Genomic DNA, 12,852 nt, shown 5'->3' on the forward strand with positions numbered 1-12,852 from the left:
TTATGGTTGAAACAAACGCGGGAAAAAACATCTTGCAGGTGTGATTAGCGTAAAAAAGAGAAGAGGGCGGAAAAAATAGCCGCCCCCTGATGCGTGGTTACTTTTTGGCCGGGCGGCCCTTAACGGCACGATAAACCTTGAAGCGGCCGTTTTGCAGCAGCACTTCATGGCTGCCGAAGGCTTCGTCCAGCACCTGTGGATAGGGCAGGAAGGCGTTAGCGACGATACGCAGCTCACCGCCGGTATTCAGATGGCTCACCGCGCCACGGATCAGCGTCTGCGCGGCATCCAGGCTGGTTTGCACGCCATCGTGGAACGGGGGATTAGAAATGATCATATCGAAGCGGCCGCTGATGTCGGAGTAGACATTACTGGCAAATACGTCACCTTCCAGCTGGTTGGCCGTCAACGTCGCTTTGCTGGAGGCAATCGCCGCCGCGTTGACGTCGGTCAATGTCAGGCGAACTTTCGGTGAGAAGCTGGCCAGCATGGCGGAGAGCACCCCGGCACCGCAGCCCATATCCAGCACTTTACCTTTCATATGCGGCTTGAGGGTGGAGAGCAGCAGCTGGCTACCGATGTCCAGACCATCTCGACTGAACACCCCCGGTAAGGTTTTGACGGTCAGTTCTCCCAGCGGATACTCATCCCAGAACGCGTCGGCATCAAAGGTGGAATTGCTGTCAAGGCGGCCGTGATACAGACCGCAGCGGCGGGCGCTGTCGATTTTTTCCAGTTTTGCCCAGCTTTCCACCATTTGCTCTGCGCTACGCACGCCGCTGCGATTTTCACCAACGACAAAAATATCGCTGCCAACCGGCAGCAGGGCCAGCAGGTTTTGCAGCTGATACTGTGCTTCCGGCTTATTCTTCGGCCAATAATAGACCAGGGTATCACAGTCGGCTACCATCGCGGCGCTGGCAACAAGGCCATAATGGGCATTTTCCCCCAGCACGCGACTGAGGATTTGCCAGTGATGATATTGCTGGGTATGTACCCGGCTCAGCGCGGTTTCAAGTTGGGCGGGCAGGTCATCCTGCAGATCGCCAGCAAACAGCACGCGGCGTTGAATAAATTCATCACTGTGGCGCAGTATGACTTCACTGGCCGGGGTAAATGCGGACATCGATGGCTCCTTATAAATCAGAGCGGCGATTATAGTTGTTTGTTGGCGCATAATCATCGGCTTTGTTAGCATACGTCCGGCATACTTTAAGCCGCTAAGGCGTTCGCCGCCCTTCTGCAACGCCATAATGTTGGCGAAAAGCGGCCCCCCGGCAATCGGACAGGAAAAAATGATGTCTCCCAGACGTGACTGGTTCTTACAGCAAATGGGGATTACGCAGTATACGCTGCGGCGTCCGCGCGCCTTGCAGGGCGAGATCGCGATAACGTTACCCGCTGAAACCCGCCTGGTGATCGTGGCGGATAATCCGCCCATGCTGCACGACCCGCTGGTGGCGGACGTTTTACGCGCCCTGAATCTGCATCAACCGCAGGTGCAGGTACTTACCCCAGACCAGCTGGCGATGCTGCCGGATGATGCCTGCTGTCCCAGTTGGCGTTTAGGGCTGGAAGCCCCGGTGACATTAGCCGGAACCCAAATTGCTTCGCCCGTACTGGCGGAGCTTTATCATAATGCCGAGGCCAAACGGTCGCTCTGGCAGCAAATTTGCCAACATGAATCAGATTTCTTTACTCACTCTGCACGACCTTGACGCTGCGTTTGCCATTGAGCAGCGCAGCCATGCTTTTCCCTGGACGCAAAAGACCTTTGCCAGCAATCAGGGCGAGCGTTATCTCAACTTCCGGCTGACGGTTGACGGCGTACTGGCCGCCTTCGCCATTACTCAGGTGGTGCTTGATGAAGCCACGCTGTTTAACCTGGCGGTCGATCCGGCATTTCAGCGCCGTGGGCTGGGGCGTGAACTGTTACGGCATCTGATAAAAGAGCTGGAGCAGCACAGCGTGATGACGTTATGGCTGGAAGTTCGTGCTTCTAATCGCCCCGCGATTGCGCTGTATGAGCAGCTGAATTTCAATGAAGTCTCTGTTCGCCGCCATTATTATCCCACTGCCAACGGCAAAGAAGACGCGGTCATTATGGCGCTTACCATTTAACGGGAACCTGATCGATGCTTAACAACTGGGACTGGATTTTGTTTGACGCGGACGACACGCTGTTTCACTTTGACGCGTTTGCCGGTTTGCAGCGGCTTTTTCAACGTTACGATGTCGCGTTCAGTCGTGCCGACTACGACGACTATCAGGCGATCAACAAGCCGCTATGGGTCGACTACCAGAATGGCACCATCAGCGCGTTGCAGTTGCAGCACCAGCGTTTTGAGGGTTGGGCAGCAAAGCTGGATGTAACGGCACATAGTCTCAATAGCGGTTTTCTGGCGGCCATGGCCGAACTTTGTACTCCACTACCCGGTGCCGTGGAACTGCTTAACGCGCTGAAGGGCAAGGTTAAAATTGGCATTATCACCAACGGCTTTACCGCGCTACAGCAGGCGCGGCTTGAACACACCGGTTTCTCCGGCTACTTCGACCTGCTGGTGATATCTGAGCAGGTGGGATATGCCAAACCGCATCCGGCGATCTTTGGTTATGCGCTGAATCACATGGCTAACCCGCCGCGCAACCGCGTATTGATGGTGGGGGACAATCCGGATTCGGATATTCTCGGCGGCATCAATGCCGGCATGGCGACCTGCTGGCTAAACCAGGATCACCGCTGCAAGCCGCAAGGGATCAATCCTGACTGGCAGGTCTCCTCCCTGACCGAATTGCAGACTTTACTGGGCGCGTAAGCGCCTTTGCTGCGCTCTGAACCATTCATTAGCGAATCTTAATCTATGGTTTTGGTTGTTTGTGCTAATGATCAGGCTGATTCATTTTTTTATTCTAACAATCTGTCTTTGTGCACGTCTTTTTAGCCATCATCGCCATCCTGCCCTCTGTTCTGCCGCTTGCGCTTTTTTTCTTGGCGTGGCGAGCAAAATTTTTAAAAAAAATTCCTGTCATGCAAATGTGATTTATCGATAGGTTAACGTCGGTTGATGATAAAAAATCCCTTATTAATATAGGAAAAATCCTAACTAATTTCAGACTTTACGTAGAATTACTTCCTTTATTCTTATATAAGTTTATCTGAAGATAACTCCCGCTCCAGGTCGCCGTTGAATTATTGATTTTTGTCTGTAAAATTGCCGAAAAACTTACAATTCAGGGTGAACCTTTTCTGGTCAGCGGGATGACTGATGTTTATCTCGTGCGGTAGCTATGCGAGTAATTGCTAAAAAACCCTCTCCTGACACTCTTGTTAGAACGCGTAATCCGTTGCATTTGGGCTGATTCAGCCGCAGCACGACAGGTCATATTTTAAACGGTCATTCACGGGGGCGGTTCAGACCGCCCATTCAAATATTTCAAAAGGTTATGCCCTGTTACCGCAAGCGACATTTGCGGGTGATATTTCAGTGAGCGATTAATGACTTATTTAACGCTGAAAATTAATCATTCAAGCCGTTGTGTCCCCGCCTGGTTAATTTGGCATGGCGTGTGCAATCAATTATCTGTGCTGATGTAAATCATTTTTGTTGGCGACAGCCCGAAAGCGGCTGACGTTGCCAGCAAAATATTCAGTTTACCGTGGCGACCTGTGCCACTACTGCGCCAGCCGGGTCGTCATCCTTCTTTGCTAACCAGGCTACTGTCATTTTTTCTAAGGTTGTACTGCGGGTTTGACTGCCCGTTCCCCGTTATTTTTGAGAAAACGTTAAGAGGATTATGGTGAAAATTCGTATCGCATTAAGTCTGCTGTTCGTGTTGAGCGTCGTTGGATGTAAAACCCCGCCTCCGCAAATCACCGACGACACGGTGGTTTCCAGCACGGTTGACGGCGTTAAACTGAGCTACCGCCACGCTATTACGCCGCCGCAAAGCTTTACGCCGGTCAATGAAGAGTATCGTGCGCTGTATGCGGCCTCGGTAATGGCTCGCCCGGATTTTGGCGGCAAGCTGGTACGCCATCTGGAAAACGGTCAGACCTTTACCGTGCTGGGTTCAGTTGAAAACAACTGGTTTGCCATTGCTGATGCCGGACAGGAGCAGCTTATCGGCTATGTGCCGCTGCGTGCCGGTGTGAAAAGCGCACTGTACGATCAAACGGTAAAAGCGGACCAGCGGCGTAAACGTGTGCGCACCCCGGCGAAAAAGAAGACCTGTGTTGCGGTGGACGGTGACAGCAAAGCCTGCCAGAACAACAACAACGGTACCTGGATCATTGACTGATAACGCGTTAATGGCAGCATGACTATGCACAGACTCTCGATTTCTCGCCTGATAACTCAGTCGTTTTTACTGGCAGCGTTTACCCTGCTGGCCGGTTGTGTTTCGTCTTCACGCAGTGTCCCCGCGCAATACAGCCTGGTTTTTCAGGCTCACCCTCAGATCAATGATTCGGCTCCGCTAAAGGTGCGGGTGCTGTTGCTGAAGTCGGATGCGGATTTTATGGCGGCTGATTTCTACTCGCTGCAAACCCATCCGCAGGCAGTGCTGGGGCAAAACCTGTTGAACAGTGAGCAGTTTTTCCTGATGCCGGGGCAGACTGACAAAAAACGGGTCGGGCAGAGCAGCCCGGAGGCGCGTTATATCGGCATTATGGCGGAATATCAAACGCTTGATGGCAAAAAGTGGCGAGTTTCTTTGCCGGTGCCCCTTCCTGCCGAACGCCATTTTTATCAAATTTGGCAAGGGGATGCGGATAATCTGCGCGCCGACGTTATCGCCGATATCAACGGTGTCCGTGTTATTAACGCCCGCGATTAACGCGGACACAGGAGTCATCATGAGCAAAGCAGAAAAAGTAGTCTGGACCGAAGGAATGTTTCTGCGTCCGCATCATTTTCAGCAGAGCGAAAACTACCTGCAAAGCACGCTGCGCGACTGGGGACAGGCGCAGCGTCCGTGGCTTTGGGGTCTGCACGACATTGAATTTGATAAATCGATGCTGCGCCAGGGCAAAGTCGCGCTGCTCTCGGCCAGCGGCCTGCTGCCGGACGGCACGGCGTTTGCCTTCTACAATGGTCACGACGCGCCACCGCCGCTCTTTATCCCCGATAATCTGACTCAGGCCAAAGTGGTACTGGCGCTGCCGGCAAGGCGCGGCGGGCGTGAAGAGGTGATCTTCAGCGAGGCTGGTGATTCGCTGGCGCGCTTTATCAGCTTCGAGCGGGAAGTGGATGATTTTAACGCCATGGCGGTCGGTCAGGCGGCGGTACAGTTTGGCCGTTTACGTCTGCGGCTGATGCTGGAAAGTGAACTGAGCGCCGAATGGACCGCCATCGGCGTGGCGCGCATCAGTGAAAAGCGCAGTGACCACCAACTGCGTCTGGACGCCAGCTATATCCCGCCGATGCTCAATGCCATCAACCAGTCGCAGCTGATGGAATACATAGGCGATATCCACGCCCTGCTGGCGCAGCGCAGCCAGCAGATTGGCCAGCGCTTGCAGCAGCCTGGGCGCTTTAATACCGCCGACATGGTCGACTTTATGCTGCTGACGCTGATCAACCAGCAGCTGGGGCATATCAGCCATGTGAAAAGTCTGCCGCTTGTCCATCCTGAAACGTTGTTTCACGGCTGGCTGGTGTTCGCGGCTGAACTGACCAGCTGGATGCCGTCGCGCACCCCGGACGCGGCGCTGCCGGTTTACCAACATGACGATCTGGCTGGTTGCTTTAGCCAGCTGCTGCTGCTGCTACGTCAGGGGCTGTCGCAGGTGATGGAAGAGAATGCGCTGCAGCTGCCGCTGACCGAGCGCTCACACGGCCTGAACGTGGCTACGGTGCCGGAGTCCTCGATGGTGCGCGAGTTTGGCTTTGTGCTGGCGGTGCGCGCCAACGTGCCGGCCGAAGCGATACAAACCCACTTCCCGGCGCAGATGAAAGTGGCTCCCGTCACCAAAATCCGCGATCTGGTCCAGCTGCAGCTGCCCGGCATTATGCTGCGGGCAATGCCGGCCGCTCCACCACAAATTCCGTGGCACGCTGGCTACAACTATTTTCAGCTCGATAAGGGCAGCGAACTGTGGCAGGAAATGGAAAAGTCCGGCACCTTCGCGCTGCACCTGGCCGGCGAGTTCCCGGGGCTGGAGATGGAGTTCTGGGCAATCCGCAGTCACTCAGTCTGAGCAGGGACTAAAGCATAATGATACAGGAAAGACATTCTGAAGCCGCCCAGGCGGGTATGGGCGGTGCCAACAGCCATAATCCTCTGGTGGCCGCAGCGAACCCGCTGCTGAACGCCATTCCACAGATTCGCCATTCGATTTCTCATCCCGATCCGGCCGGTTTACGCCAGCGGCTGGTCGATGAGATCCGCCAGTTTGAAATGAACTGTCAGCGCGCCGGGCTGCCGTGGGAAGTGATCATTGGCGCGCGTTACTGTCTGTGTACCGCGCTGGACGAAGCGGCGGCGCTTACCCCGTGGGGCGGGCGCGGCGTCTGGCCCGGCAACGGGCTGCTGGTCACCTTTCACAACGAAACCTGGGGCGGCGAGAAGTTTTTCCAGCTGCTGGCGCGTCTGTCGCAGACGCCACGCGAACAAATCGCCCTGCTGGAGCTGATTAACTTCTGCCTGCAGCTGGGCTTTGAGGGGCGCTACCGGGTGATGGACAACGGGCGATCCCAGTTGGAAACCATCAGGCAGCGCCTGTTGCAGATGATCCGCTCGGTGCGCGGTGGCTATGCGCCGCCGCTGTCGGCACATCCGGAAGATCACCCGGTGACGCGTCAACTGTGGCGTCCGGTGGTGCCGCTGTGGGCCTGTACCGCTGTGGTGGGCTTCCTCGCCTGCCTGCTCTATATTCTGCTCAACTGGCGGCTGGGCGACTATACCAGCCCGGTGCTGGCCTCAATTTACCAGACGACCCTACCCGAAGTCAGTATTCACAATCCCGCGCCGCCGCAGCCAGCAGCGGTTAACCTGAAAACTTTCCTGAAACCGGAAATTGAACAGGGGCTGGTGGTGGTGCGCGATGAAGCCGACCGCAGCGTGGTGACGCTGAAAGGTGACGGCCTGTTCACCTCCGCATCGACCGACGTGCGTGGCCGCTACGCCGAGGTGCTGGATCGCGTTGCCGCCGCCATGAACAACGTCAGCGGCCGCATCCTGGTGGTGGGCTACAGTGATAACGTACCGATCCGCAGCGCACGCTTTGCCTCCAACTACGAGCTTTCCCTGGCGCGTGCGCAGTCGGTCAGCGAACAATTGCAGCAGCATCTGACGCAGCCGCAGCGGGTCAAAGCGGAAGGGCGTGGCGATAGCAATCCGCTTGCGCCGAATAACAGCGCCGGCAATCGCGCCCGCAACCGACGCGTAGAAATCACGCTGCTGGTGTCACCGGGCAGTACCCGGGCCGAGCTGAACGACATGGCGCAAGGAAATTAACCGATGTTGAATATGCTGTTTGCCGTTTTAACCCACCGCCTGCTGTGGGGCTTTGTCGGTATCACCGCGCTGTCGTTTATTATCTGGGTGATTGGCCCGGTATTTTCGATAGCCGACTCGCGCCCGCTGGAGCCTGAAGTCAACCGTCAGATCAGTATCGGCCTGCTCTATCTGGTGTGGGCGCTGGGCAACCTGGTGCCGCGCCTGTACAACGCCTGGATGAACCGCAAGCTGATGGGCAGCCTGAAAACCACCCCTGGCGAACAGCCGGACGGTGATAATCCGCGTCTGACCAGCGAAGACCGGGTGCTGGCTGAACGCTTTAACGAAGCCTCCGAGCTGCTGAAAAAAGCGCATTTCACCCACGCAGCCGGCCGCCGCTCGCCGTTCTGGGCGCAGCGCTTCAGCCGTCAGTATCTTTATCAGCTGCCGTGGTATGTGGTTATCGGCGCGCCGGGAGCCGGGAAAACCACCGCGCTGGTCAACTCCGGGCTGCAGTTCCCGCTGGCCGACCGCTTTGGCAAATCCGCGCTGCGCGGCATTGGCGGCACGCGCAACTGTGACTGGTGGTTTACCAATGAAGCGGTGCTGCTCGATACCGCCGGGCGTTACACCACCCAGGAGAGCCAGCAGCAGCAGGATGCCGGAGAATGGCAAGGCTTTATCAACCTGCTGCGCAAATACCGCGCTCGCCAGCCGATCAACGGCGTGATTGTCACCGTCAGCGTATCCGACCTGTTAACTCAGTCGGCCGAGGCCGCACAGCAGCAAGCAGTGGCGCTGCGCCAGCGCCTGACCGAACTGCATGAACAGCTGGGCATTCGTTTCCCGGTTTACGTGCTGGTCACCAAAGCCGACCTGCTGAAAGGCTTCCGCGCCTACTTCGCCAAATTCGACAAGGCCCAGCGCGAACAGATCTGGGGTTTCACCTTCCCGTGGGAACGGGCGAAGATGAGCGATTTTGACCTGCAGGCGGCGTTCAGCCAGGAGTACGCCCGGCTGCAACAGCGGCTGGATGCCGGATTGCCGGATACGCTGCTGCAGGAGAGCGATGGCCAGGCGCGCGCCGAAAGTTTTCTCTTTCCGCAAGAATTTGCCGCGCTGCGCCCGCTGCTGGCGGAATACCTGGACAGGGTGTTTGCCCGCTCCGACTTTGAGACCCAGTTTTCACCGCGCGGCATCTATTTTGCCAGCGGCACCCAGGAAGGGCTGCCGTTTGACCGGGTTATGGGCGAGCTTAACCGCGCCTTACAGCTGCCGCAACAGGATGCGGCCAGCGGCCAGAGCGGCAGCTGGGACCAGACCAGTAAAGACGCGCCGATCCCCGGCAACAAGGGGCAGAGCTTCTTCCTGACGGACGTGCTGCAAAAAGTGATTTTCCCCGAGTCCGGGCTGGCGGGCAGCAACCGCTGGTGGGAGCTGCGCAACCGGGCGCTGCTGTGGTCGGGCTATATCGCCCTCGCCGCCGCGCTGGTGATTAGCGCGTTGCTGTGGTTTACCAGCTATGGCAATAACAAAAGCTATCTGCAACAGGTGCAGGCGCGGGTGCCGGAAGTGGTGCGGCAAAGCAGTGCGCTACAGGGCAGCGAGCAGGGCGATCTGTTTGCGCTGCTGCCGTTCCTCAACAGCCTGCTGACGCTGCCGGAAAGCAGCGAATTTGACCTGAACTCACCGCCGATAAGCCGCCGTATGGGGCTGTATCGCGGAGCCGAGGTCAGCGATGCCACCCAGGCGCTGTACCACAGATCGCTGAAGCAGCTGCTGCTGCCGCAGGTGGCGCAGCTGATTACCGGCTGGCTGCGCAACGATAACGGCAGCGATGCTGATTACAGCTATGAGGCGCTGAAAGCTTATCAGATGCTGTATCAGCCGCCGCATTATGACGGCAAGTTCCTGCATGCCTGGCTGATGCTCAACCTGCAGCGCACTCTGCCGCAGAACGTCACTCAGGCGCAGCTGAAGCAGCTGGAATGGCATCTTAGCCAGCTGCTGGAAAACCAGATCCAGGCTTCTCCCTATGCGCGGGATGACGCGCTGGTAAAGCGCGAGCAGGCGCTGATTAACCAGATGCCGCTGTCACAGCGCGTCTGGGGGCGGCTCAAGCGCCTGCTGGAGCGCGATGAAAGCCTGAAAGCGGTGTCGCTGGCCTCTCTTGGCGGCCCGCAAAGCGAGCTGGTGTTCTCGCGCAAAAGCGGGCGCTCGATTGCAGAGGGCATTCCCGGCCTGTTTACCCCGGCCGGCTACTGGCAGAGCTTTGATAAGCATATTGCGGCGGTGACGGCGGCGCTGCATGATGACGACCGCTGGGTGCTGGGCGTACAGTCAGCCGGGGAGAGCCAGCAGCAAACCGATGCGGCGGTGCGCCAGCTGTATATCGGCGACTATATCCGCCAGTGGGATGGCCTGTTACAGGACATTCAGCTGAACAACAGCGCCGATCTTGCCCAGCGCATCAATAGCGCCCGGCTGCTTTCCGGTAACAACTCGCCGCTGCGCAAGCTGGTGATGAACCTCAGCCATTATCTGGTGCTGGAAAAATTGCCAACGGATGAGAAACAGACGGGCAAAGAGAAGGACGCAGAAGCCGATAACAGCGCCACCCGTACCCTGCAGGCGCTGTTCCGCTCGCGCCAGAACAGTACGGCGGCGGCGGCAGAGCAGGCTCCTGAACAGGCGGTGGCCAACCACTTTGCGCCGGTTATCGAACTGGCACAGCCGCTGGAACAGGGCGGTAAAACCATCGCCTTTGATGACTTTATCCGCCAGATTGATGACCTGTACCGCTATCTGACGGCGGTGCAGGATGCCGCCAACAGCGGCATGCCGCCGCCCGCCGGAGATGCCATCAGCCATCTGCAGGCCAGCGCCGGACGGTTACCCGGTTCGTTGCAAACCCTGTTCTCCACGCTCGCGGTCGGTGCCAGCAGTGACGCGCAGCGCCGCGAACTGGAAAACGTACGCAAGCGCATCAGCAGCGAAGTGGGCGGCTTCTGCCGCCAGGCGATTGCCGGGCGCTACCCGCTGGTACGTTCGGCGCGCAGCGAAGTGACGCCGGATGACCTGGCGCGCATGTTTGCCCCCGGCAGCGGCCTGATGGACAGCTTCTTCCGCGATAACCTCGCCAATAAAGTGGATACCACGCAGTCGGCCTGGCGTTTTACGCCGGGCATTGACGGCAAGAGCATCGGCGGCGAAGACATTTTGCGCCCGTTCCAGCAGGCGCAAAGCATCCGTGATGCCTTCTTTGCTAACGGTGCCACCACGCCAGCGTTTCGCGTGACGGTGCGCACGCTGCGCATGGATAACGATATCCTTAACCTGACGCTGGATGTTGACGGCCAGCTGCTGCGTTATAGCCACGGGCCGCAGGCGGTACAGTTGATGAACTGGCCGGGCAGTGGCGGCACCAGCCAGGTGCGTATGCAGCTGGGGCTGGTGGATGGCACCACCTCTACGCTGGTGACTAACGGCGTCTGGGCGCTGAACCGCTTCTTTGACCGTGCACAGTTAGCGCCGGGCAGCAGCAGCCTGAGCCGTCAGGCCAGCTTTAACGTTGACGGCCATCGCGTGACGCTGGAGTTCACTCCGAACAGCATCCGCAATCCGTTTCAGCTTTCCGGGTTCTCATGCCCGTAGCCGCAAGGAAATGATGATGAGCCAGATGCCTGCAATTGGCTGGTACGGCAAATTGCCCAGTGCCGGTGATTTTCTGAAACGCCGCTTCCCGGATGCGCTGTTTAACGCGTGGAGCCACTGGTTCCAGCTTGGGCTGCTGGACTGGAAGCAGAGCGAAGAGCAGCGCCCGGACGGCGGCCGCCAGTTCGGCAATGCCCCGGTATGGAACTTTGTCGTTCCGCCGCTGCTGGGTAGCCGCCTGGTGCAAATGGGCTGCCTGCTACCCGCCCGCGACAGCGTGGGGCGGCAGTATCCGGTCTGTGCGCTGCTCAGTTACAGCCTGACGCAGTGGTCCCCCCAGCGCCTGGCGCGGGCGGGCGAGTGGTATCAGCAGCTGGGGCGTACCCTGCTGCTGGGCGTGCGCAACGGCTGTTCGGCCGAACAGCTCGACGCGGCGCTGCTGGCGATCCCCGCCCCGCCCGAGCCGGAGGAGAACGACGCATCCGGCATTCTGGAGGCGATTGGCTACGATGACCAGCAGGACACGCTGGGCTGGCGTCAGGCGGCGGACTGCTTCAGCCCACAGCAGTACAGCAGCTTCTGGTGGACCAACCGCACCGATGGCTATCCGCTTTATACCCATGTGCACAGCGGCAACTTCACCAGCCAGCTATTTTCGATGCTGTTCGACCCGGCGGCGGGCGCGAAGCCCGGTCGTAACGGGCTTTACCCACCGATGTTTGAGTAACCGAGTAAGGAAACGCGATGAATCTTGAAGCGCTGCTGGCCCCGGTCACGCCTGACCGCCCCTGTGGGGAAAACCTTGAATATGACGCCGACTACATGGCGATGGACCAGGCCAGCGCCGGTAAAGCCGAACAGCAGTTTGGCGATACCATCATTCCGGCGGAACCGGCGGACTGGAACAAAGTCGAGCGGCTGGCGCTGGATCTGCTGGGGCGCAGCAAAGATCTGCGCGTGATGCTGGCGCTAACCCGCGCCTGGACCCAGCTGAGAGGGTTGAGCGGCTATGCCGACGGCCTGCAGCTGATCCAGCAGGCGCTGCTGCTTTACTGGCAGCCGCTGTGGCCGTCACTGGAAGAAGATGGCGTAGAGGATCCGTTTTACCGCCTTAACGCGCTGGCGGCGCTGGGGGACAAATCGGCACTGACCGGCGCGTTGCGCCAGGCTCCGCTGCTGCGCTATGCCACCGACGAAATCAGTCTGCGTGACGCCTGTGCGCTGCTCGACGGCAGCAAAACCGAATGCTCCGGCTATCCCGGTGGCCGCGCCCGCCTGCAGGATGAGCTGGCGCGTGGAGGGCAGCCCGGTATTGAAGCGGTCATTAAGATAAGTGAGCGGTTACTGACAATTCGCGAGACCCTGACCGAACAGCTGGGCGCTACGGCCCTGCCGGAAATGGAGCAGCTGCTGAAAACCATTAATACCGTGGCTGCCGGCTGTCAGGCCACCGACCTCAACACCCTGATCCCCCAGACGGAAACCGCCGCCAGCAGCGCTACGCCGCCGCCCGCCGCCCAGCTGCACGCCGACTGGCGCAGCGTGCAGCTGGGTTCGCGCAGCGATGCGCAGCTGATGCTGGAAAAGGTCAAACAGTATTTCAGCCAGCACGAGCCAAGCCATCCCGCCCCGCTGATGATCGGGCGGGTACAACGCATGATAGAGCTGGACTTTATGGACATTATCCGCGATCTCGCCCCGGACGGCGTACACCAGCTGGAGACGATTTTCGGGCGTCGCGACCACTCATAGCCTGCA

11 protein-coding genes are annotated in these 12,852 nt (G+C 58.5%); 10 read left to right on the top strand and 1 reads right to left on the bottom strand.

Annotation, left to right across the window (positions count from 1 at the left end; translation table 11 throughout):
• Window positions 1-97: 97 nt before the first annotated feature.
• On the bottom strand, window positions 98-1,126 hold the full coding sequence (gene rsmC / locus EPYR_RS03195; RefSeq protein ID WP_012666970.1) for a 16S rRNA (guanine(1207)-N(2))-methyltransferase RsmC: 1,029 nt from the start codon (window positions 1,124-1,126) through the stop codon (window positions 98-100).
• Window positions 1,127-1,295: 169 nt separating this feature from the next.
• Between rsmC and EPYR_RS03200 the strand changes: the two genes are divergently transcribed.
• The 10 genes from EPYR_RS03200 (at window position 1,296) to tssA (ending at window position 12,846) form a co-directional block, all read left to right on the top strand.
• Window positions 1,296-1,718: a DNA polymerase III subunit psi gene (locus EPYR_RS03200; RefSeq protein ID WP_041474086.1), complete on the top strand. Its 423-nt coding sequence runs from the start codon at window positions 1,296-1,298 to the stop codon at window positions 1,716-1,718.
• A complete protein-coding gene (gene rimI / locus EPYR_RS03205; RefSeq protein WP_012666972.1) occupies window positions 1,681-2,121 on the top strand; it encodes a ribosomal protein S18-alanine N-acetyltransferase in 441 nt (146 codons plus the stop codon). The genes EPYR_RS03200 and rimI overlap by 38 nt, the downstream gene beginning before the upstream one ends.
• 14 nt (window positions 2,122-2,135) lie before the next feature.
• On the top strand, window positions 2,136-2,816 hold the full coding sequence (gene yjjG, locus EPYR_RS03210; RefSeq protein WP_012666973.1) for a pyrimidine 5'-nucleotidase: 681 nt from the start codon (window positions 2,136-2,138) through the stop codon (window positions 2,814-2,816).
• Between the two features lie 982 nt (window positions 2,817-3,798).
• Window positions 3,799-4,299: a hypothetical protein gene (locus tag EPYR_RS03215; RefSeq protein WP_012666974.1), complete on the top strand. Its 501-nt coding sequence runs from the start codon at window positions 3,799-3,801 to the stop codon at window positions 4,297-4,299.
• Window positions 4,300-4,323: 24 nt separating this feature from the next.
• Window positions 4,324-4,836, top strand: a complete 513-nt coding sequence (gene tssJ / locus EPYR_RS03220) for a type VI secretion system lipoprotein TssJ (protein ID WP_012666975.1) — start codon at window positions 4,324-4,326, stop codon at window positions 4,834-4,836.
• A 19-nt stretch (window positions 4,837-4,855) separates the two neighbouring features.
• The gene (gene tssK, locus EPYR_RS03225) at window positions 4,856-6,199 is read left to right on the top strand and encodes a type VI secretion system baseplate subunit TssK (RefSeq protein WP_012666976.1); all 1,344 of its coding nucleotides are present in this window, start codon (window positions 4,856-4,858) and stop codon (window positions 6,197-6,199) included.
• 17 nt (window positions 6,200-6,216) lie between these two features.
• Window positions 6,217-7,458, top strand: a complete 1,242-nt coding sequence (locus tag EPYR_RS03230) for a DotU family type VI secretion system protein (protein ID WP_012666977.1) — start codon at window positions 6,217-6,219, stop codon at window positions 7,456-7,458.
• Between the two features lie 3 nt (window positions 7,459-7,461).
• Entirely contained in the window at window positions 7,462-11,094 is a 3,633-nt protein-coding gene (gene tssM, locus EPYR_RS03235) for a type VI secretion system membrane subunit TssM (protein WP_012666978.1), read from the top strand.
• A 16-nt stretch (window positions 11,095-11,110) separates the two neighbouring features.
• A complete protein-coding gene (gene tagF / locus EPYR_RS03240; protein WP_012666979.1) occupies window positions 11,111-11,821 on the top strand; it encodes a type VI secretion system-associated protein TagF in 711 nt (236 codons plus the stop codon).
• 17 nt (window positions 11,822-11,838) lie between these two features.
• Window positions 11,839-12,846 carry a type VI secretion system protein TssA gene (gene tssA / locus EPYR_RS03245; RefSeq protein ID WP_012666980.1) on the top strand — a complete coding sequence of 336 codons (1,008 nt, stop codon included), beginning with the start codon at window positions 11,839-11,841 and terminating at the stop codon, window positions 12,844-12,846.
• Window positions 12,847-12,852 lie beyond the last annotated feature (6 nt).

The organism is Erwinia pyrifoliae DSM 12163 (assembly GCF_000026985.1).
GTDB classification, from domain to species: Bacteria; Pseudomonadota; Gammaproteobacteria; order Enterobacterales; family Enterobacteriaceae; genus Erwinia; species Erwinia pyrifoliae.